This is a genomic window from Nocardia sp. NPDC047648 (genome assembly GCF_040642815.1).
Lineage (GTDB): Bacteria > Actinomycetota > Actinomycetes > Mycobacteriales > Mycobacteriaceae > Nocardia > Nocardia gamkensis.
The window spans coordinates 51750-73489 of sequence record NZ_JBEYSX010000014.1 but is presented as its reverse complement, the minus strand read 5'-3'; the positions used below and the strand labels follow the sequence as shown (position 1 = coordinate 73489).

Here is a 21740-nt window from a genome sequence, read left to right as displayed (position 1 = left end):
GTTGACTGTCGGACTGCGGATTTGGTCTGATTGGGACGAGGACGGGGCCATCCCGCTCACCCAGGGGGTCTTCTGCGATGCACGCTGCCGATTCGCCCGGCTAGTGATTCTCTTCTGCGAGGTGAATCGGGAGCGTTCCCGCATTGCCGAACGCGTCCCGGCTAATACGCATTTCGTCGGCCCCCGCACTGGCGTCGCTGTGAGACTCCCCGCCGGCAACCAGCGGGATGGCGATGTGGGGAAGCGGTAATCGGCATCGAATGGTTGATATTCGCCGTGGAGTAGCTGGCACGCGCCTGACGGCGGGCGTGGATTGTGTGAGACGAGGACGGAATGCGTTTCGGGATCGATATCGCCCAGAAGAACATGCCGTGGAGCGAAGTAGTGTCGCGGGTGAGGTTTGCCGAGGAACTCGGATTCGACTGTGCCTGGGGATTCGATCACCTCGCCTCGAATCCGGAGGAACACGTAGACGCGACCTTCGAGGGAATGACGACATTGGCCGCGTTGTCCGGCGTGACTGATCGAATCAGACTCGGACTGCTCGTGACCGCCGTCACCTATCGCCAACCCGCACTGCTCGCCGCACAGGCGATGACGGTGGACCATGCGTCGGGCGGTCGCCTGAACTTGGCGCTTGGCGCCGCATGGAACGCCGATGAGCACAAGTCGTTGGGTATACCGTTCCCGTGCGTCGCTGAAAGATTCGAGTTACTCGCGGACACCATCGAGGTTCTCAATCGGCTGTTCTCCGGAGCGCGGGTATCGTACGACGGTGTCGGCGCGTCGCTCAGCGAAGCCCGCCTGCTTCCCGAACCTGTGCAGGTGCCACGGCCACCGCTTTGGATCGGCGGCACCGGGCCACGGCGCACACTCCCCATCACGGCCTGGCACGCCGACGGATGGCACGCCTACGGAACGCCCACCTCGTTGCAGCCGTATATGCGTCGCCTCGACGAGCTCGCCACGGCCGCAGGCAGGAGTCCGTCGGAGATCCTTCGGGCCTCCACGCTGTCTGTTACCGAACCCATGGACGACGTCCGTCGCAGCGTCGCGGCTTGGCAGGAGGCCGGATGGGACTACCTGGTGTGCTCCTGGCCAGACGGAGGTCGCCGCGTGCTCGAGTCGTTGGCCGCGACGGTGATGATCGAGGCGGGGTGCTGATGCAGATCGTCGATCGGCGGTTGCCGGCGGGGTCGCACACGCGGCCGGTCGTCAGTGACAGAACCAGTCTGCACGAGATGGGAGCGCAGCGATGGTGAACCTCGACTCGTTCGATCTCGACCCGCTCGATAGCGCACTCGCTGTCTTGCTGTCCACCGAGCGCGGACGCCAGGACCCGTACCCGTCGTATGCCGAGCTCTTGGCCAAGCCTGGCCTGCACCGCAGTGCGATGGGATCGCTTGTCGCGACACGCTTCCTCGACTGTGAGGTCATCCTCAAGAATCGGCGATTCGGACATGCGCCCGCCACGACCCCCGCTGATTTCACCACCGCGGAACAGTACGAGACCTTCGAACAGCGATATCCGCGAATCGCGCAGCGCGCTCCTGTCATGTTGGAGCTGAATCCGCCGGAGCACTCCCGCTTGCGCGGGCTTGTCTCGAATGTATTCACACGCAGGGTCGTCGAGAATCTTCGGCCACGAATAACAGCCATCGTAGACGAGCTGTTGCGAGGTCTCACCGGCAAGTTCGACGTGGTGTCCGATTTGGCTGTACCGCTTCCGGCGCTCGTCATCAGCGAGTTGTTGGGGATTCCACGCGATGGTCACTACTACGTGATTCCGCACATTCGCAGGATCATCCAGGCGTTCGATACCCCGCTACCGCGTTCACAGAATCTGGACGAGATCTACCGGGCGACCGAATCGGTCGAGGAGTACTTCACCTCCATCATCCGCAGCAAGCGGGCGAAGCCCGAGGAGGACCTGATCAGCGACCTGGTCGGAGTCCAGGATTCGGGCGGGAAGCTCTCCGAGGCAGAACTGATCTCGATGCTTCTGCTCTTGTTCGTCGCAGGCTATGAATCCAGCACGAACCTGATAGCCAATGGCTTCCACGCACTGCTGACCCACCCGAGCTCGGTAGAACTGCTTCACCGCGACCCAGGTGGCATCCCGCTCGCCGTCGAGGAGATGCTCCGCTGGGACGCACCGGTCCAGTTGGTCGGCCGCGTAGCGCTCGAGGACGCGGAAGTATCTGGACAGGTCGTTCGTAAGGGCGAGCAGGTTCTGCTGTTCCTTGGCGCTGCGAACAGGGACCCAACCCACTTCAGTGATCCGGACCGATTCTCGATCACGCGAGACGAGGGCGCCCCCCTCAGCTTCTCCACCGGAATCCACTACTGCCTCGGTGCGCCACTTGCTCGGCTGGAGGCCCAGATCCTCTTCGCGGAAATGCTTCCGCTTTGGTCCCGGCTCGAGCCCGTGAGCGCCGCTCCTGTCCGGTTCCGCACCAACCTCGTGCTCCGCGGCGTCGCATCGCTGGAGATGCACCTGCGCACCGGAGGTCGATGAATGAGACAGCGAAGTTTTGTGGGCAAGCCCATCGTGGGGTGGGTTGCCGACAACTCGTTGCCACGATTCGGGCGGCTTCTCGAAGAACCGCATTCCCGCCGTGTTTTCGCAATAGATGTCACCCGGCAGTGGATCACACCTTTGGCGTCCGGACCGGGCCTGCAGGTCGAGGGCCCAGCTGGGAGCTACATCTTCGATGTGACGTGGCACCCGGATTACGGCCAGTTCTTCGCGTTCGGTCGAACCCACAACCGCGGCTCATGGGCATTGCTTCACGTTGGCGAGGACGGTTCTACGCGAGATGTAGGAGCACCGGCCGACACCGCCGTCATGTCCCTGTGCTATTCGGATGATGGGGATCTGATCCTCGGCGTTGCCTCGGTAGAAGGCGCCGACGGCCGCCAGATAGGTGGCGGAATCGCTTCGTTCTCCCCGTGGAGCGGGTCCTTCCATTGGCTGTATCGGCCGCCCGAGGGAGAGCACTTCGTCCCGTCCGGTATCTGTTGGGATTCCGGTGCCGTCCTGTTCGTGCACACGAGCAGACATGCGCTCATGCGGCTGATCCCCGATGGCCGGCTCGAGTGCGTCACCGGACATTTCGGGCAACCGGCTTCGGACCTGCGCGGATTGAACACCCCTACCGGGTTGACCGCTTCGGATGGTCGTTACTTGGTAACGGACAGTGGAAACCACCGTGTGCTGCGGTTGGACCGAGATGGAGGCATGCTGGGCAGTTTCGGCGGCACGGAGCAGGGTGCGCATCTCATCGATCCCCGGCACGCCCTCGGCGCCGAAGACAAGGTCTATGTCGCGGATCTGGGAGCACGCTCTGTGCTGGAACTAGGCACTGATCTGCGGAGCATGCGAGCGCGCTGGGGCGGGCCCGCTGCCACCGGGCTGGTGCTTTCCAGACCCCGCTCGATTGATCGGGCAGCGACCGGTGAACTGGTCATCGCGGACACGAACAACAATCGAGTCATCGGGGTGGACGACGACGGTGGCCTGCGCTGGCAGCTTCGCGAGCTGAAACGTGCCGACGGGCGAAGCGAGGCGCTGAGGTGGCCGCGGAGCGCTCGCATTTCGGATGGTGGCCGCCTCGTTGTCTCGGATAGCTTGAATTCGCGGTTCATTGTTGTTGCTCGAGACGGCTCGATCGAGAATGAGTTCGGCGTCGTGCGCCTGGGCAATGACTCGTTTACCGTCTCGGACCCTCATGATGGCCGATGGCTGGGCGACGATGAGTTGCTCGTTGTCGACAGCGCTTCCGGGTGGGTAGCCAGGGTCGGCTGCGACGGCATTGCCGCGTGGGTCGTCACAGGTCTGAACGATCCGCATCAAGCAGCTGCATTCGACGACCGGGTAGTCATCGTGGATCCGGAGATGGACACCGTTCTACTTGTGGATGCTGCGACCGGCACCGTGCTGTGGCGGAGGAACGAGTTCTTCGACTCGGCCGGGAACCGCTACCGCCTGTTCAAGCCTCGTGTTGTCCACACAGCATTCGACTGCGTCTTGATCGTCGACGCAGACAGCCAAGTAGTCGCCCTGGGGCAGGACTGGCTGGTGCGGTGGACCTGGAGCGGCGGCCTCGCTCCCGCCGGTGGGCGTGACGGGGATTTCGAAGTGCCTGATGCTCCGCGCGACCTACTCATGGATCACCGGAACAAGATGTTGCTCACCGACTATCGCCGCAACTGCGTACTCGAGTTGCAGGCTGACCAGTAGGTTGCCCATACGCCGCCCGCTGCGCCACGGTTCCCGCAGCGGCGCGGGCTATATGGCAGGCGCGTCAAAACTGGTCCTACTGTGCCGATCATCCGATGAGCCAAGCGCAGGCCCGCTCAGCACAGCTGCGCCCTCTTGATGACCCACTCGTACCGGCACGCCCAAGCCGCCAGGTATGCGGCATGCCGCGCCCGGGGCCTCTGCCACTCCGTCAACGATTGCCTGACGCCGGCGATCTCAATGACTGCGCTGGCGAGCGTTCTGACAGCCAAGTCGGACTCACTGATTCCCATCTCGACCCAAGCCGGCGCAAGCTCGAGGAGGTCCTTGTAGTCGAGGCCACCGATACCGTTGTCCATCGCTTCACGAACAAGAATTTGCAATCCCATACCGGGAAGCCCCCAGTACCCCTCGTCCCAATCGAAGATAACGGCCTGATTCGTCGAGGTGCGTAGATAGTTTCCTACATACAGATCAGCGTGCACCGGGGCGCATATTCCCTCGGGTGAGAGTGCAGTCAGCAGACTCGCCACAGATCGGAGCGCCGGAAGGCCGACTTCGATCATGGCCCGAGCGTCGGCCCCCGCCCAGTGCAGGATTTTGGGATCGGTCCAGTGGACTGGATCCCATGATTGTAGAAGTTCTTCGCTCCAGGTGGAAACTTCGTTGTGGCAGGCATCGATCAATACCCTCGTCGAATCGGCGCCGTACCGCGCAGCCGATTCTTGCAATGCCGCATAGATATTGAGACAATCCGCGGTGTCGCGCGCAGTTCCGCCTTCACCGTGGACATACTCGAAGTATGCGATACTGACCTCATCGTCGATGCAGTCGATCGCTAGGAGAATCGGCACAAATCCGGCCGACAGCACAGCGCGCTCCAAAAGGGGGTAGAAATTTTCCAAACGGTGCGCAGAGTCGGGAGTCATTGATTTACAGAAGGTATCCGGCCCGCGCCCCATCACATGCTTTCGACTATTTTCGCCGACGATGGTGAAACCATTCTGTATCATGTAATGCTTTGCGCGCGCACTGGCCTCTGGGGATATGCTTCGCGTGACTTTTTCGAGCCGCGAGCTAGCAATTCCCGACGAGAGTATGAATGGGTAACCGATGGCTGACAATTTAAAGATCCCCCCGAAAAATGGACGCGGTTTACCTGCTTCCGCGGACCATCCGTTGCTCGGCGGTGGGCACAATTCGGTCGAGTTGATGCCGTACCGGAATGTGCGCCCCCGCCTGTAATCAGTATCGTTCAGTTCACAAGGGCCGACTGACCGCCATGAACTAGATCATTCCGCCGTATGCCGACGCCCACCCCGAGTAAAGCCTACGAACGCTGGGAGCATTCCTTCTCGATCCAGCCGCACACTAGATCGGCTACCTCAGCGGATGCCATCCGAGTCGTATCCACGATCAGATCGGGCCGAGCGGCTTGCTTAGGAAGAGTGTTGTGATGAAGGGATAGCCCAACGGGATGTGCATGACGTCGCTGCCGGTCCGCCAACTGGTCGTCGGCCGCGCCGATTTCGATGATCGCAACCCGCGCTTCTCCCTTGGCCTCCAGCTCACGGAGGCGATTCTCCAGATCCTGGTTGACGCTGGGTTCGAAGGCTTGACCATCTACGATCACGCCTACGCCGGCGCTGAGCATTCCCACGACAGCCGAATTCATCGCATAAAGCATGGATATGGCATCGACGCCGTTATGGATTCGACGCACCCCTGGAGCGGCGGGTACATCCTGGTAAGTGAAACCTCTGTCGGCGTAACGTGCGTTAGGTACACCACCAGCCCACTGATCTGGAACCATACGATAGAGTTCGTCCACTCCGAACCGCAGCAACGGCTCCTCGATACGATCCTGAATGGCTGCTGTGAGCGTCGATTTTCCGGCGGCGGATGGCCCATTGATGACGATACACAGTGGCGCCTTGTCAGACATCGGTTCCCTCTGTTTCTGCAGTCAGTAATTGCGTCAAGAACTTACACGAGCGGCCCGCCTGGACGGGCACCGTCCCGTGAACGACTTGAGAACCCCAGATCAGCATGTCACCTGGCTCGTGCTGGGCCGTCCAGCGAACGCGGCGCTGATCGCGGAAAGATGGGGTGCTCCAGTCCAACCCGCGCCGCGCGCGATGCGGCTCTTCCCACACAGAACTATCGCCACTCGACTCGACAAAGAACTGCCCGCCTACGTCGGCATTGTGAATCGATAAAGAGACGGTCGCCAGTACACCTGGCCAGGGGTCTCCTATCCGTCCATGATAATCGACGTGAGGATTGACGAACTGACCGACGCCATATTCGACATAGAACCACCCATTGTTACGGACGGCATCCGGGTAGACGTACTGAATCGATGAAAGGTTTCTGCCGAAGATGTCATCGAGTATCTCTTCCACTGCCGGAGGAATCTCTGCGCACTCGATACGGCCCCTCGGCTCATAGATCGCCGCTGCTTCCTTGCCGGTATGACCCGGAATTTCGTGCACCGAAACGACTCTGCGGCCGTCGGCCACATATGCTCCGTCTGAGGCTCCGATAAAGTTCTCCATGAGATGCAACAGCTCGGCCGCCTCCGGCGGTCCGCATGCTTGCTCGACACTGTGTATCTCTTGCCCCGAACTCGGCACCTGTCCTCTCCCTCCTCGGATTCGACCCAATTGGATATACCGGCCTGCTATCAGGCCTCGGTCGGCTACTCGAACCGGACGCGCATCGACGCGTGTCCGACCTGGGCGCCTGGAATGTCAAACTGGACATCAGTAGCCCAAAAGCTGCGCGGTCATCGAGCACTCGATTGTCAACGTCACTTCCGAGACGGCTTGCGAGGCCTTTCTCGTCGCGTCCGCCTCAGTCGGGCCAGACGCTCGTGCGGCTACCACCCGCGAGGAACGAGTCATGTCCGCGGTAACCAGATCACCGCGATTGACCAGCACCTCGACTTGGGCTTCGGACTGCGCCGCACTATGGACAGAGCGGACACGCCCCCGAACAGGCGAGTACCCGAACCACACCGCCCGGCTGGATCCAGCGCGGGGCAGGACCTCGGGTACGCGCGAAATCACCGAGGTGCCCGCCGCCTGAGCGAACGTGAGGTCGTACATGTCGATACCGATTGCGTCCGCCACGAGATCAGGGATTCCATGACCACCGAGGCGAGTGTGCGTCTCGATGAGATCGACTCGGCCGGCTTTCCCGAGAACAAGCTCGGTGTGAGTCGGGCCGTACCGCACTCCCAGTGCGCGTAACGCGGCGACTGTGCCCGCCACGACCGCATCGGCCTCCGCCGTCGACAGGTCGGCCGGAACGCAGTGGCCCACCTCGGCGAAGGTCCGCTCATCGGTGTATTTCTGCGTGATTGCCACTGGGCGATGCTCGCCGGCCTCGGAGATGCACTCCACACTCAACTGACGCCCCGGCTTGAACTGCTCGACCATCACACGCTGCGTGCCGGCAATAGGGTGGGCCACGTCATGTGCCCGGTTGAAGGCGGCCGCACACTGGCGTAGGTCTACAAGTTCCGAAACCCCGCGACTGCCGGTCCCCATAGCCGGTTTGACGAGGTAGCGATTCTGCGATTGCCCGTGAGCGAACAGTTCGATCGCTCGATGATCCGCGGCCTCCGCGAACTCCACGGTGCCCAGCCCGGTGGCTGAAAGCCTTTTGCGCATCTCGATCTTATCGGCGACTATCCTAGCGACATCTACGCTGTGGTGGCCGTCCAGCTCCAGATCCGCGGCGATGATGGCAGCTATTATCTGCTCGTTCTCGCCGAAGGCGACCACGCGGTCGACAGGACATGCCTCATCGACCTCTCTCGCGCTGTCGCGCCACGTCGTCGGTGCACTATTACGCTCAACATGAATTTCGCGAAGGAAAATGCCTGGCGACGTCGGCTCGGCAGGCTTGTGACAGAGAACCGATGTGCGCACCTCTGGATGCGCCCTAGCGAAATCCGCGGCGAGGGCGGTACCCACGACGAGCACGTGGCTACGAGCCATGGCTATGCCATCCTTTGGTCCAGGGGTGAGTCCCACCCGGCACGATGAACCCCGAAAGCCAGGTCACCGAAGCCGAGAATCACATCGAGCTCCAGGCGGCCGGCGGTGACTTCATCCCAGGCTTTCTTCACCCCCGCCATCTCGGCCCACGCGTGCGGATTCTTGGCCAAGTCCGCATAGTCGTCCATAATCACTGTGGCACCGGGTACCAGCCGTGGAAGCACCGCTCTCAACGCACACGCCATAGACTCGTAGAAATCTGCATCGATATAAGCAAAAGCTATCTGATCAGGCAATTCCGCAAGCGTGTCTTGGAACCAGCCGGGGTGAACGATCGGGGGGCTCAGCTGCAACCGACCGTGCAGCTCCAGCACATCTTCTGGAGACGCTCGGACATCGCCTTCCTTCAGATGGTCACCATCGATCTCGGATGGTCGTGGCAGGCCTTCGAAAGAGTCGAATACATGGATTTCGCGCGGCGACCGACAAAAGTCCAGAAGTGCCCGCATCCATGCGGACATCGCACCTTTGTAGCACCCCAGCTCGACGACGGCGCCATGCTCGGTCCGCGAAAGACTGGCCATCAGCTCCCCGTACACCGACAACAATCGATCGCGATCAATCGTGTTGTAGTGCTCGCGGAGCAGACCGGCTCCCAGCTCACGCAGGGCAGCCGGAAGAGGCTCCCTCTCCAACGACATAATCGAATCTGCGGAGACCTGAACTTCCGCCACGCCCACTCACTTCCGTTCCACTGAATTGAATTGCTGCCGAGCCGACAGCCCGCTTGCCATTAAGGGGACACGCGATCGAGCGGTATTCCCCTCGCGTGGTTTATAGACAGATAGATCGTGTCGCCTCGTTCGACGATCTCCAGGTGTCCATCCGAAAATGAGCCGGGGGTCTCGCGCTCGAGTCTGCCGAGCACTCGGTCGCCCGCCGTCACGACGAGTGCGCCGTCAGGCGCTCCCGCGAGAGACAGCTGAACACCGAGAGAAGCGGCGGCGAACGTTCCCTCGAATGCAAGCAGACCACCGGCCACGTGCTCACGCGCGCGGCTCGTCGTCTCTGTCCCGCCGACCCGGAGCCCCGTGTGCGTGGCCATGATATTCAGCGGGGTAAGCGCGGGGTTGTTCGTGAGCGCGACATGGCAGCGCATGTTGTTCGCGTCGATGACGGCCCCAGCCTGGAATCCGCCGTCCTGGCCGGCGGCATAGAACATATCGCTGCTCAGCGCTAGGCCTCCATAAACCGGCCGGATCTTGAAGCCATTCGTTATGCGCTCGATGAGCGTGGCCAACTCTTGGGCGTTGGCCCAGAAGTTGGTCGAACCCCTCCCGTCAACGAACGAGCCGAATTCGAGTACATCATCGTTCGCGCCGACTTCGTAGCCCCGAGCCCGCGCAGGCACAACTGCTCGTGGATTGGTGACAAAGTTACCGACGTCCGCACCCAGCCAATCCCCCACGAGATCTTGGAGCGGGGCACCGGTCACCCGTTCGACTGCCACCCCGAGCAAGAGATAGTTGGTATTGCTGTATTGCCGCTCGAAGCCCGGCACCAGCTGCGTCTGCTTGATCGCGAGTTCGAAGGCATCCGACACTCCGTATGCGAAGGTCGATCTCTCCCCGAACAGCGGGATCAGCGACCGAAAGTCCCACAGTCCTGTGGTATGCGTCAAACAACTCTCGACAGTGACGTCGCGCAACGGGCCCGGAAGTCCGGGAAGCAAAGTACCGATGCGGAGTTGCTCACGATCATCTCGACTGCTCCAGAGCCGCGTCACGAAGTGTGCGGTCACCAGCTTCGCGATGGATCCACAGTTCACTCTGGTCTGGAGAGTGAACCTTTCACTGCCCGCCAGATTCGCCAAGCCATCCGCGCCGGCACGCTCGGCGCCGTCCGGGCCGTACTCGGCGCACGCGTAGCCGTACTCCGGCTTGAACTCACCCCACGGGGAAACCACGACGGACATGTTCTATTCCACCGCCAGCGCATAGACGGCCGCGACGCGCTTGCCGAGGTCGTCGGGCAGCATCGACACGGCGGATGCGACGGACTCCTCACAACTGCGCAGCCGATCCCTCTCCGCACCGTGGAACGGGCGCAGCCAGGACCAGTCCGAGCTATCGTCCGCCATCACGCTCGCCAGGAATGCGGTCACGATCGAGAAGGCCATGATCGAGTGAACAAACCCGAACAGTGGCCGCTTCGTGTCCTTCCACGGTGACCAGAAGGCGGGCGTGTATGGGTCGAGACGCAGCCCCCTCGAGGCCAGCCAGTCGTTCAGGTAGGCATGTGTCGCCTCGTGAATCAAGTCGCGAGCGACAAGCTCGGCTCGTGGCATGAGGTGCAGGTGCACTACATACGGAAGCCCTCCCGTAGCCCACGTAGCCGTTGGCGCTCCCGGGGTCGCGATGCCGAGAACCGCTACGACGCCGACTGTGTCGCGGAAGCACTGCAGGTTCCCGGTTCGCTCGAGCACACGCATGGCGTTCCCCAGCAGTTCTCGCTCCTGCGAGGAAGGACTCGCGATGGCAATTCCTCGGGAGAACATGCACTGATCCTCGTCGAGCCCTGTGCACTGCAATGCCTTGACCGAATCCACCGAGACCAAGGCCCCCGCGCTGTGCTCCAGTAGCTCATGGGCGGACGCGCGCAACTCGATTTCGCTATCCTGGGAGTTCTCGATGGATTCCCTGAGGTGGAAGGCAACTTCGTTTGCGATCGCGTAGTCGGCGAGTTCATCCCCACGAATTACGGGGTGGTCGAGTCCGAGACTTTCGAGCCCGTTCCGGACGAATCGGGCCCGCCGCGTACGAAATTGCCGAATCTCGTCGTCCACCGTAAGAAAGCGGCTGATCTCACTCATTCTTCGCTCCTCTGAAGCAACCGGTCCACACTGCTCACGATTTTTCGGCGAGCATCACAGAATTCCTCCGAAAGACCTGCATCACGCATGACTTTGCGCATGAACAGTTCACTGCCGCGGCAACCGGCCCAGGCAGAACAGGCCTTGCATTCTTCGAGGAATGGCGCCCAATCGGCACCGGCCTGATCCAACTGCGTCTCGAGGAATTCATCGATCTGGTCGGTCGTGGTCTCGTTGAGGGCGAACTCGTGTCCGCGGTCATGCCCCGCGACCCTGCCGCCGGGGTAGAGCGTCAGGAGCTGCCCGTCCTTCGTCAACGAGTAGTCGGTGTACGTACCTTCCAGGCCCGACAGGTTGTTGGCTATCGACACTGTGGGCTCCAACGAGAACGACCGCCATGCACCTGAGGAGATCCACGCGTCTTGGGCATCCTCGACGAACTGCGCGTAGTCGGCGGGGTCGATGGTCCAGCCGGGCCGGCCGCCACTACCGCCCCCCTCGCTCGCGTACAGCTCCATGAGCTTTCCACTGACGGTGGCACGAGGGCGCACAGCCACGTCCTGGTCATAGCAGGGCAGTAGCTTGACCGATGCGAGACCTTCGAAGTCCTTCACCGACTCGACGAACTCGCGCCCACCACCGATATGAGCTGCGGTAACAACACAGATCAGGCCGAAGGAATGGCCCGTATCGCCGAGCAGCCTGATGCCGGCCAGCGTGGCCGCATCGGTCGATCTTCCGTTGTAGTCGATGCGGTACTTCGACTGCGGCCCCAAGCCGTCGAAGCTCACTCCCCAGGTCAAGTCGGGGCAGTACTCGTCGAAGAGTTGGAGCCAGGAGGCGTCGAGTCGGACGGCATTGGTCTGGATCGCCACCGACTCCACGGTGGGGCAATCCCTCAATACTTCCAGAATCGGTGTCATTCTTCGCTTCCCGAGCAGGAGCGGTTCTCCCCCGTGCAGGATGCAGTGCACACTCCTGGAGCCCAGCCGATCGAGAAAGTGCTGAACCTGTTCGGGATTCAAGGCACCTGCCTGGTCGGGCTTTCGACGCTCGTAGCAATACGAACAGTCGATGTTGCAGGCCTGACCTACCAGCTTGAGAATCGCGATCACAGAATTGTCGTCGTGGCGTATCTCCACAGGCACAGGCTTTACTGTGAACGACTGCATCTCTTACTCGCTCTCGCTCTGCTGGAATTCGATGTTTCCCGGCGTTCGGGAAGAGGGTCCGATAGCTGGCACGGGGATGGCTGATGCACCCCCGTGCCAACTCGCGCGTCAATCTCGAGCGCGCATCTCGTCGGTCAGCAACGCCCAGTCCCGCGTCGAAACGCTGGACGTGAAGGCTGTAACCACTCGGTCCTGCCAGACCGGATCGGACTCGCGCATCGCTTCCATGAATTTAGCGAAGCCGGCACGTTCCTGAGTGGCCTGCAGATCGTTCTTGTTCTGGCTCATATTAACACCCCCTTAAATCCTCGAGAAATGGCTTTCTGCACTGTTTCGATACAGCACAGGATATTTACGATTACATGGCCCAAAGTGTCTGTCAATATTCCAACTTTACGCACTCGACAGTCGTGAAATGGACCGGCGATTTTCGACAGGTAAGGCCGAGTCGGCATGGTGAATCCCGAGAGCTGAACCGCCTCGGTGGCGGCGCGACAAGCCGTCCGTTGATTCCGGCAGCGGGAGCGTGCTACCGCTCGGAATTCGAACTGAATCGCAAATACAGATCGCTATGTTCGCGGTCGATCTGTGCCGCTGACATCGTGACACTTCCAGGCCTGTGGATGGATGACGTTCAGGCGGCTCCGGAGTCCGCCTCGAATGCGGGGGGAGCCTGATCAAGGTCCGCAGCAAGTTCTTCGGCGAGGTCTTTCCACACTTGCGCCCAGCCGCCTGCTGCCTTCGCGATCAACATCACGGTGTGCGCGGGCAGGCGTCCGAGCACGTTGTCTCTGGCCGAATGGTCGGACAGGTCGAGGCTCAGCACTGGCAGCAGCGTGCGGCCGAGTTGACTCGCCCGCAGAGCCGGATCGCGTTGAAGCAGTCCTACAACACGGCCGTAATCGACAGGATCTCGTCGAGAGGGGCCCGGCCTGCGCCGGGACCGCGCACCGTCGGGCACTGCGTTCTCGCCGCACGCCAACCTGCGGCGCACGTCCGCCACTGTCGCCGGCGACAGGCCGACCTGTTCGGCGATCTCGCGCAGCGACCGGTTCCCATCCGACTCCAGGAGTTCTTTCGCTCGCAGTCTCGCTTCGGCGCTGTGCAGCGGCCGTATCTTGCCGTCGCGGCCGTGTCGCGCGTTCAACTGCTGCTCGTCGCCGGTTGAACTTCGTAATGTCGCCACAGTCCGCGGGCTGACGCCGCTTGCCGAGGCAACCAATCGATCCGACCATTGCGGGTGACTCTCGATGATCCGACTTGCCGCCGCGAGACGTTCAGCGCGAGTCAAGGGCAGGCCGTGGGCTACGTTGCCCTTGACCGCCAACACGAACGCGTCGATCTCGTGGCCCTCGAAGAAGCGCACCCGAATTGTCGCGTCACCGCGCCATTTGGCAGCACGCAGGCGATGAGCCCCGTCGACGACACGCATCGTAGAGCGGTGCACGACAATTGGCGGCCACCGATCCGCTGATTCCGCCAATGCCTTGACATGAGCTTCGCTCTCACCGTCTTTCCGAGGCGAAAAACCCAAACGCAATCGGGATAACGGAACCTCGACTGTTTCGGCTGCCACCTGACGGCTCAACATATCGTCGAGCTCATTGCGGTCTCCCGCTGCTCCGGAACTTCGGTCCTCATCAGTCATCCGCGCATCTCCCCGTACTCCCCGTTACTCGACTTACAGCTCGGCAAGAGCCTGCGACGTGCCAGTCCGCTGCTTCGTCCTCGGAACTGGTCGGCCGCTCTCCCACCGTACAATTTCCCGCAGCTTGCCAACTCGAGCCGAATTGCGGGCCGACATGCAGGTCAGGCCCAACACACAGGTCATGGCCGCAAGATGGCGTCCGGTCCGGACGGCTCAGGTGTCCGGACCGGACACCTGAGTGGCGAAGTCTCCGGCTGGTGCGCGACGGCTTCGGGCAGCATGCGCGAACGGTCGTGCTGCCGCCGGACGGAAGTCGCTGTCAGCGGCAGGGATCGACCGACTCGGAGGAGCAGCACGAGCGGCCGCTGACCGGGCAGCCCTCGGAGCTGCGGTGCGGAATTCGTCGAACCCGGTGGGCTGCTCGGAGCACAGGTCATGTCGGTATTCGCCTTCGGCTGGGCGGTATGCGGAAGCTCCGGCCGTAGCGCCGCCTGATTGGTCTGACCACTTGACCTCCTGACCATCTCGGCGCACAGTAGACGCATGGCGTTGCAACCTGTGGTCAAGCGGTCGGTGTCGGCGGAGGTGTTCGAGCAGATCGCCGCGGATGTGCTCAGTGGCGAGCTGGCGCCGGGGGCGACCTTGCCCAGTGAGCGGCAGTTGGCGGAGGCGCTGGGGGTGTCCCGGCCCGCGGTTCGGGAGGCGCTACAGCGGCTGGCGGCGGCCGGGCTGGTGGCCGTGCGGCAAGGAGACGCGACGACCGTGCTGGACTATCGGCGTGGTGCGGGGCTCGAGGTGCTGCCCAGGTTGCTGGTGCAGGCCGGGGAACTCGACCCCGCTGTCGCGCGCAGCATTCTGGAGGCTCGCCTGCACAACGGGCCGAAGGTGGCGGAGTTGGCCGCGCGCCGGGTGGGCGCAGTCGGCGCGGAAGAGATTCGCCCGCTGCTGGAGAGCTCGGTCGAGGCGCTCGCCACCGAACCGGACCTGATCGCCCAGCAGCGGCACGCGATGGAGTTCTGGGATCACGTCGTGGACGCGGCCGACTCGATCGTTTTCCGGCTGATGTTCAACATGTTGCGCGCCGCCTATGAACCAGCGCTCGCGGCGCTGGCCCCGATCATGTCCGCCGAGGTGGGCAATGTCGAGGCGTACCGCGAACTGGCCGCCGCCATCGCCGCGGGCCGGCCGCAGAAGGCCGCCACCACCGCTCGAGCGCTGCTCGAGCCGGCGACCACCGCTCTGATCGAGGTCCTCGGTGGACCGCCGGTCACGCACAGCTAGGAACCATCATGACCAAATCCAAGACATCCGACCGGGAATCGGTCGACGCGCGGGCGCGGGTGCGCAGGGACGAGCGGGCGCTGCGCCGCGGACTCACCCTGGGTCGGGCATTCGAGGAATTCCTCCGGCACCCTTCCCCGTGGATGATCGGAACCACGCTGGTCGGCGCACTGATCGCCCGGATCGTCGTCGGCGACTGGCAGCCCATCGATCTGCTGGTGCCCGCCGTGATGCTGGCGGTATTCCCGGTCTTCGAATGGATCGTGCACGTCACCGTGCTGCATTGGCGGCCACGGCGGCTCGGCCCGATCGCGCTCGACAGCGAACTGGCTCGCAAGCACCGCGAGCATCACGTGGATCCGCGCGACATTCCGCTGATCTTCATCCCGACCAAGACGCTGGCGGTGCTGGTCGTCGTGTTGATCGCGCTGGCGGCGTTCGCCTTCCCCCGCGCGGGCCTGGGACTGACCTTCCTGATCACCATCACCCTGCTCGGCCTCGGCTACGAGTGGACGCACTATCTGATCCACACCGACTACAAGCCGAAACGCTCGCTCTACCGGGCGGTGTGGCGCAACCATCGCCATCACCACTACAAGAACGAGCACTACTGGTTCACGGTCACCAGCTCCGGCACCGCCGACCGCCTCTTCGGCACCTATCCCGACCCGGCCACGACCGAAACCTCACCCACCGCGCGTAGTCTCCATTCGGCCTGACGGGAGTCCCTGGGATCATCTGGTGGTCGACGTCCAGCGTTAGCCCAGTGCCGCCCGAGTCGCCGCATCGCACCGGCGGCGATCGGAAGTTCTACCGCGCGGCGAGCAAACGCTCCGCGATCGCACGCGCGCGGGAGGCCGCATCCGGATTTCCCTCGCGAACAGCGGTGACGATCGCTCCGTCCACCAGCAACGCGAGTTGCGCGGCCATTCCCGAAGCATCCGGCCAACCCGCCTCGGTGAGAAGTTCGGACAGGTAATCGATCACCCGCCGCTTGTGCCGATCGGCGACCTGATGGGCGGCGCTCTCGCGATCGGCGACCTCGACCATGGTGTTGATGAACGCGCAGCCGCGAAAGTCCTTGCGGGCGAATCGGTCGGCGAGGGCGTCGAAGACCGCCAGCGGGCGGGCGGCCGGATCGCCGGTCTTCGCCTCGACCGATTCCCGCAGCCAGCTCAGCCACCGGCGGTCACGATCTTCCAGCACCGCGACGACAAGTTCGTCCTTGCTCGCGAAGTGGCGATAGAAGGACGCGCGGCCCACGCCGGACTCCTGGAGTAGGCGATCTATGCCGACGGCTCGAATGCCTTCGGCATAGAAGAGCTCTTCCGCCGTGGTGAGCAAACGCTGCTTGGCCTGAGTTGCCATGAGGTCACGATAGCAGAACGGAACCGATCAGTACCATCCGACTTGACCAATACGGAACCGATCGGTACCGTCCAAGTTCGGCACCGATCGGTACCATCTTGTTCGAGCTGGAGGCTTCGATGTCCCGCCTGCCCCTTGTATCCCCCGACTCCGCCGATAGCGAGCAAGCCGACCTGCTCGCCGAGGTACAGCGCCAGCTGGGCCGCGTCCCGAATCTCTACGCCGCCATGGCGAACAGTCCCGCCACACTGCGCGGATACCTGAATCTGCGCGACGCACTGACCAGGGGGAAGCTCTCCGCTCGAGTGCGCGAACAACTCGCACTGCTGGTCGCCAACGAGAACGGCTGCGACTACTGCACCGCCGCGCACACCATGCGCGCCGAGCGGATGGGCTTCACCGAACAGGCGATCGCCGACACCCGCGCGGCGCGCGCCGAGGACCCGCACGCCGACGCGATCCTGCGCCTCGCTCGTGACGTGCTGCGTTCCCGCGGCCGGATCGATGACGACGCGCTCGCCGCGGCGCGCGCACGCGGCGTCAGCGATGCCGAACTGAGCGAGATCGTCGGCCATGTCGCGCTGAACGTCTTGTCCAACTACTTCAACCACGTCGCCGAGCCGGAACTCGACTTCCCGCCCGCGGCGCCGACGAAAGGCACAGTGATGGAAGCGAAATGGCGGTCCGCGGGCAAGGTCGTCCTGGTCGAGGGCTACTCCCTGCTGGACAGGGAGGGGCGGAGCGTGCGCAGCGTCGATGACGTCCGAATCGCCATCGAGGGTGGGTTCCTGCACGTCAAGGTCTCCGATGCGGCAGAAGTACAGGTGGTTTCGGCTCCGGCGGTCGCACTGGTGACCTACCCCGCCTCCTGATCCTCGACCAGCGAGCCCGGTCCGCGATCCATCGCGGACCGGGCTTTCGTCCATGCCGGGCTTGACAACAAGATACCCTAGGGGGGTAGGGTAAACGCATCTGCAGCACCGAACGAGGAGAACGACGATGAGCACCAGCACCGTGACCGTCACCGGTATGACCTGCGGCGGTTGCGCCGCCTCGGTCCGCACCGAGATCGGCCGCATCTCCGGCGTCGATTCCGTCGCCGTCGACCTCGCCGACGGCCTGGTGACCGTCGAGAGCGCGACTCCGATCGATCGCGCCGAACTCACCGCGGCCGTGGCGCGCGCCGGCTACACGGTCACCGACTGACGAACGGAGCACTCCGATGAACGCATCCACCAAGTTCGGCGGTTTCGCCCTCGGCCTCGCCGCGGTCTTCGGGATCGCTCTCGCGGCCGGTTCGCTCATCGGGCCGGAACCCGCAGCCCATGACTCGACCGCACACGCCGCCGACCAGGGCGAACCCAACTCATCACCCGGAGGAATGATGGCAACCGACCGCGGCTACACCCTGCGGCTGGACACCGCCCAGACCACCGCCGCGGCGAACGTACCGCTGCGCTTCACGATCCTCGACCGCGCCGGAAAACCCGTGACCCGGTATGTGCGCAGCCACGACAAGGATCTTCACTTGATCGTCGTGCGCCGCGATATGGCCGCCTTCCAGCATGTGCATCCGGTGCTCGACGGCAACGGAACGTGGAGCGTTCCGCTCGACCTCACTCGCGCCGGTGATTACCGGGTGTTCGCCGACTTCACCCCCGAGGGCGGCGACAACCTCACGCTCGGCGCGGACCTGCGGGTTGCGGGCGTCTACGACCCCCAGAAGCTGCCCGCGCCGGCATCCACCACCACCGTGGGCGACTACACCGTCACACTGGAGGGCGCTGTCGTCCCGGGCCGGGCTTCGCAGGTGAGGCTGTCGGTGAGCCGGGCGGGCAAACCGGTGACCGATTTGCAGCCCTACCTCGGGGCTTACGGCCACCTGGTGGCCCTGCGCGCCGCTGACCTGGGTTATCTGCACGTCCATCCGGAAGGTCACCCCGGTGACGGCGTGACCGCGCCCGGACCGGGCATCACCTTCGCGGTGACGGCGCCGAGCGCGGGCGACTACCGCTTGTTCCTCGACTTCCAGCACGAGGGTGTGGTCCGCACCGCCGAATTCACCCTGACCGTCGCGCCGGGCACCCCCGCCGTAGACGCCTCCACTCACAACGAACACACTGGTCAGCAGCAGGCGCCGGACGGCCACGCGCACTGACCGACGACCGTCCGCGCACAGAACGGAGCACCCACGATGACCACCGCGACACAACCACCCCCCGCCGGGCAGGTCGAACTCGTGATCGGTGGAATGACCTGCGCGTCCTGCGCGGCCCGGATCGAGAAGAAGCTCAACAAGCTCGACGGCGTCACCGCGACGGTCAACTACGCGACCGAGAAGGCCCGGGTCGAGGTCACCGGCAGCGTCTCGCCGGACGAGCTGATCGCCACCGTCGAACAGGCCGGTTACACCGCTGCCCTGCCCGCCCGGCCGGAGCCCTCGGAGGAGGCCGAGACCGAGGACGATCCCGCCGCTGCCCTGCGCACCCGCCTGCTGGTGTCGCTGGTGCTGTCGGTGCCGGTGATCGCCATGGCGATGATCCCGGCGTTGCAGTTCACCAACTGGCAGTGGCTGTCGCTGACCTCGGCCGCCCCCGTGGTGGTGTGGGGCGCGCTGCCGTTCCACCGTGCGGCATGGACCAACCTGCGCCACGGCACCGCGACCATGGACACCCTGGTCTCGATGGGAACGCTGGCCGCACTGGGCTGGTCGCTGTACGCCCTGTTCTGGGGCACCGCAGGCACGCCGGGCATGACGCATCCGTTCGAGTTCACCATCTCGCGGATGAACGGCACCGGAAGCATCTATCTCGAGGCCGCGGCGGGCGTCACCACGTTCATCCTGGCCGGACGATTCTTCGAGGCGCGCGCCAAGCGGCGTGCGGGCGCGGCGCTGCGGGCTCTGCTCGAACTGGGCGCCAAAGAGGTCTCGGTGCTGCGCGACGGAATAGAGCAGCGTATTCCGGTCGAGCAGCTGACCGTCGGCGACCGGTTCGTGGTGCGTCCCGGCGAGAAGATCGCCACCGACGGCATCGTGACGGAAGGTTCCTCGGCCGTCGACGCCTCGATGCTCACCGGTGAGTCGGTGCCGGTGGAGGTCGGCAGAGACGACGTCGTGGTCGGCGCGACCGTCAACGTCGGCGGACGGATCGTGGTGCGTGCCACCAGGATCGGTTCGGACACCCAGCTGGCGCAGATGGCGAAGCTGGTCGAGGACGCGCAGACCGGCAAGGCGCAGGCCCAGCGGCTGGCCGACCGGATCTCCGGGATCTTCGTGCCGATCGTGATCGCCCTGTCGGTCGCGACGCTGGGCTTCTGGCTCGGCACCGGCGGATCGGTGGCCGCGGCCTTCACCGCGGCGGTGGCCGTGCTGATCATCGCCTGCCCGTGCGCGCTCGGGCTGGCCACGCCGACCGCGCTGATGGTCGGCACGGGTCGCGGCGCGCAGTTGGGCATCCTGATCAAGGGCCCAGAGGTGCTGGAATCGACCCGGCGGGTGGACACGATCGTGCTGGACAAGACCGGCACCGTCACCGCCGGCAAGATGACGCTGCTCGATGTCGTCCCCGCCGAAGGCGAGCAGGTCCCCAGGATTCTGGAACTGGCCGGAGCGCTGGAGGATTCCTCGGAACACCCGATCGCCCAAGCCGTCGCCAAGGGCGCCCGCGAGCGGGTGGGCGAGCTGAAGCCGGTCGAGGATTTCGCCAACGTCGAGGGCTTGGGCGTGCAGGGCATGGTGGACGGCCACGCGGTGCTCGTCGGCCGCGCCCGGCTGCTCGCCGACTGGTCACAGCACCTCGACGACGATCTGACGCAGGCGATGCGCGCGGCCGAAGCCGAAGGCAAAACCGCAGTCGCGGTCGGCTGGGACGGCAAGGCGCGCGGTGTGCTCGTGGTGGCCGACGCGGTGAAACCGACCTCCGCCGAGGCGATTTCGCAGCTGCGTGCCCTCGGCCTCACCCCGATCATGCTGACCGGCGACAATCGGGCCGCCGCCGACGCGATCGCCGCCCAGGTCGGCATCGACGAGGTGATCGCGGAAGTGCTGCCGCAGGACAAGGTCGACACCGTCAAGCGGTTGCAAGCCGAGGGCAAAGTGGTGGCGATGGTGGGCGACGGCGTGAACGACGCCGCGGCGCTGGCCCAGGCCGACTTGGGCCTGGCCATGGGTACCGGCACCGACGTGGCCATCGAGGCGGGCGATCTGACCTTGGTGCGCGGCGACCTGCGGGCGGCGGCGGACGCGATCCGGCTGTCGCGCCGCACCCTCGCGACCATCAAGGGCAATCTCTTCTGGGCCTTCGCCTACAACGTGGCCGCGATCCCGCTGGCCATGGCGGGCCTGCTGAATCCGATGCTCGCGGGCGCCGCGATGGCGTTCTCCTCGGTCTTCGTGGTCAGCAACAGCCTGCGGTTGCGCGGCTTCCGCTCGACCGCGAACTGAAGAAAACACCGGACGGGACGGCACACGTAGTGTCGTCCCGTCCGGGCATCCGCCAGGAGGTCTCCATGTCGGCAATTACCGAAGGCGCGGCGCGAGCCGCGCGGCATCCGGCGGCACGAGCAGCGGCCAGATGTCTCGCCACATGCCTGCTCGCGGCCGCTGCTCGAGTTCTACGCTCGAGCGCCGCGGATTCCGGCAAAGCATGCGCATAACGCCATGGGCGAGCGTACCCCTGGCATACCGAAATCCGAAATGAAATCTCGCTCAGCCGCGAAGGGTGGTGACCGTGACCAGCGATGGCTGGATGGGCGACCCGTACACCTCGATCGAAACCCCGCCGGTCGGGGTTTCGCTGGCCCAGCGGGCGTGCTCGGTGATCCCATCGCCGAGCAGAGCTTTCGCTCCGGGAGACCAGGCGACGGCCACCTGGCTCAGCGCCGGTCCGAGGTTCAGGTTCGCGATCGCCGCGGACTCACCGTTGTCGAAGTAGACCTCCGTGCCGCCCGGGAAGGGGTTCACCGCGACCGCGGACGCACTCGCGCCGCCGAACGCGGCGGCCGATCCGCCTGCTACGACCGCTACCAAGACCGTCATGACCCGTTGACGCATCCGAATTTCCTTTTCGTGTAAGCACACCGGCCGACCGGCCGATCCTGTCACCCTTGCCGAGCAGGCACCGTTCGGCAATTCGATGTGGTGCTGGTC

21 protein-coding genes are annotated in these 21740 nt (G+C 64.1%); 9 read left to right on the top strand and 12 right to left on the bottom strand.

The window, feature by feature from the left end; translation table 11 throughout:
- The first annotated feature begins 333 nt into the window (after window positions 1-333).
- The 3 genes from ABZ803_RS26455 to ABZ803_RS26445 all read left to right on the top strand — a co-directional run bounded on the left by ABZ803_RS26455 (window position 334) and on the right by ABZ803_RS26445 (window position 4243).
- Window positions 334-1164 (top strand): LLM class flavin-dependent oxidoreductase, encoded by an 831-nt coding sequence (locus ABZ803_RS26455; RefSeq protein ID WP_357043252.1) that lies wholly within the window; start codon window positions 334-336, stop codon window positions 1162-1164.
- Window positions 1165-1255: 91 nt separating this feature from the next.
- Window positions 1256-2518, top strand: coding sequence for a cytochrome P450 (locus ABZ803_RS26450; protein WP_357043250.1), 1263 nt, complete (start codon window positions 1256-1258; stop codon window positions 2516-2518).
- Between the two features lie 18 nt (window positions 2519-2536).
- Window positions 2537-4243, top strand: coding sequence for an NHL repeat-containing protein (locus tag ABZ803_RS26445; protein WP_357043248.1), 1707 nt, complete (start codon window positions 2537-2539; stop codon window positions 4241-4243).
- A gap of 116 nt (window positions 4244-4359) precedes the next feature.
- On the opposite strand, the gene ABZ803_RS26440 is transcribed toward ABZ803_RS26445, so the two are convergent.
- From ABZ803_RS26440 to ABZ803_RS26395, 10 genes are all read right to left on the bottom strand, one after another.
- The gene (locus tag ABZ803_RS26440; RefSeq protein WP_357043246.1) at window positions 4360-5367 is read right to left on the bottom strand and encodes a hypothetical protein; all 1008 of its coding nucleotides are present in this window, start codon (window positions 5365-5367) and stop codon (window positions 4360-4362) included.
- Window positions 5368-5573: 206 nt separating this feature from the next.
- Complete coding sequence (locus ABZ803_RS26435) at window positions 5574-6188, bottom strand: hypothetical protein (protein ID WP_357043244.1); 615 nt, start codon at window positions 6186-6188, stop codon at window positions 5574-5576.
- Window positions 6181-6765, bottom strand: a complete 585-nt coding sequence (locus ABZ803_RS26430) for a hypothetical protein (RefSeq protein ID WP_357043242.1) — start codon at window positions 6763-6765, stop codon at window positions 6181-6183. Before ABZ803_RS26430 ends, ABZ803_RS26435 begins: the two co-directional genes overlap by 8 nt.
- A gap of 243 nt (window positions 6766-7008) precedes the next feature.
- Window positions 7009-8181: an ATP-grasp domain-containing protein gene (locus ABZ803_RS26425; RefSeq protein WP_357043241.1), complete on the bottom strand. Its 1173-nt coding sequence runs from the start codon at window positions 8179-8181 to the stop codon at window positions 7009-7011.
- A gap of 71 nt (window positions 8182-8252) precedes the next feature.
- On the bottom strand, window positions 8253-8984 hold the full coding sequence (locus ABZ803_RS26420) for a TylF/MycF/NovP-related O-methyltransferase (RefSeq protein WP_357043239.1): 732 nt from the start codon (window positions 8982-8984) through the stop codon (window positions 8253-8255).
- A 59-nt stretch (window positions 8985-9043) separates the two neighbouring features.
- A complete protein-coding gene (locus tag ABZ803_RS26415; RefSeq protein ID WP_357043237.1) occupies window positions 9044-10225 on the bottom strand; it encodes a serine hydrolase domain-containing protein in 1182 nt (393 codons plus the stop codon).
- A gap of 3 nt (window positions 10226-10228) precedes the next feature.
- Window positions 10229-11122, bottom strand: coding sequence for an HEXXH motif-containing putative peptide modification protein (locus ABZ803_RS26410; RefSeq protein ID WP_357043235.1), 894 nt, complete (start codon window positions 11120-11122; stop codon window positions 10229-10231).
- Window positions 11119-12270: a radical SAM protein gene (locus ABZ803_RS26405; protein WP_357043233.1), complete on the bottom strand. Its 1152-nt coding sequence runs from the start codon at window positions 12268-12270 to the stop codon at window positions 11119-11121. Before ABZ803_RS26405 ends, ABZ803_RS26410 begins: the two co-directional genes overlap by 4 nt.
- A 132-nt stretch (window positions 12271-12402) precedes the next feature.
- Window positions 12403-12582, bottom strand: coding sequence for a hypothetical protein (locus tag ABZ803_RS26400; protein WP_357043231.1), 180 nt, complete (start codon window positions 12580-12582; stop codon window positions 12403-12405).
- Between the two features lie 346 nt (window positions 12583-12928).
- Window positions 12929-13942: a ParB N-terminal domain-containing protein gene (locus ABZ803_RS26395; protein ID WP_357043229.1), complete on the bottom strand. Its 1014-nt coding sequence runs from the start codon at window positions 13940-13942 to the stop codon at window positions 12929-12931.
- Window positions 13943-14485: 543 nt separating this feature from the next.
- Here ABZ803_RS26395 and ABZ803_RS26390 point away from each other — a divergent pair.
- Together ABZ803_RS26390 and ABZ803_RS26385 are read left to right on the top strand one after the other, a co-directional pair.
- A complete protein-coding gene (locus tag ABZ803_RS26390) occupies window positions 14486-15223 on the top strand; it encodes a FadR/GntR family transcriptional regulator (protein ID WP_357043227.1) in 738 nt (245 codons plus the stop codon).
- A gap of 8 nt (window positions 15224-15231) precedes the next feature.
- The gene (locus ABZ803_RS26385; RefSeq protein ID WP_357043225.1) at window positions 15232-15942 is read left to right on the top strand and encodes a sterol desaturase family protein; all 711 of its coding nucleotides are present in this window, start codon (window positions 15232-15234) and stop codon (window positions 15940-15942) included.
- Between the two features lie 91 nt (window positions 15943-16033).
- Here the strand turns inward: ABZ803_RS26385 and ABZ803_RS26380 are convergent, their stop codons facing one another.
- On the bottom strand, window positions 16034-16591 hold the full coding sequence (locus tag ABZ803_RS26380) for a TetR/AcrR family transcriptional regulator (RefSeq protein WP_357043223.1): 558 nt from the start codon (window positions 16589-16591) through the stop codon (window positions 16034-16036).
- A 119-nt stretch (window positions 16592-16710) separates the two neighbouring features.
- Here ABZ803_RS26380 and ABZ803_RS26375 point away from each other — a divergent pair, with 119 nt between their 5' ends.
- The 4 genes from ABZ803_RS26375 (at window position 16711) to ABZ803_RS26360 (ending at window position 21035) form a co-directional block, all read left to right on the top strand.
- Window positions 16711-17463 (top strand): carboxymuconolactone decarboxylase family protein, encoded by a 753-nt coding sequence (locus ABZ803_RS26375; RefSeq protein ID WP_357043221.1) that lies wholly within the window; start codon window positions 16711-16713, stop codon window positions 17461-17463.
- A 127-nt stretch (window positions 17464-17590) separates the two neighbouring features.
- Window positions 17591-17797 carry a heavy metal-associated domain-containing protein gene (locus ABZ803_RS26370; protein ID WP_040864215.1) on the top strand — a complete coding sequence of 69 codons (207 nt, stop codon included), beginning with the start codon at window positions 17591-17593 and terminating at the stop codon, window positions 17795-17797.
- A 16-nt stretch (window positions 17798-17813) separates the two neighbouring features.
- Window positions 17814-18749, top strand: coding sequence for a hypothetical protein (locus ABZ803_RS26365; protein WP_357043219.1), 936 nt, complete (start codon window positions 17814-17816; stop codon window positions 18747-18749).
- A 36-nt stretch (window positions 18750-18785) separates the two neighbouring features.
- Window positions 18786-21035: a heavy metal translocating P-type ATPase gene (locus tag ABZ803_RS26360; RefSeq protein WP_357043217.1), complete on the top strand. Its 2250-nt coding sequence runs from the start codon at window positions 18786-18788 to the stop codon at window positions 21033-21035.
- Window positions 21036-21299: 264 nt separating this feature from the next.
- Here ABZ803_RS26360 and ABZ803_RS26355 read toward each other — a convergent pair whose 3' ends face one another.
- Window positions 21300-21644 (bottom strand): hypothetical protein, encoded by a 345-nt coding sequence (locus ABZ803_RS26355; protein WP_157172615.1) that lies wholly within the window; start codon window positions 21642-21644, stop codon window positions 21300-21302.
- Between the last annotated feature and the right edge of the window lie 96 nt (window positions 21645-21740).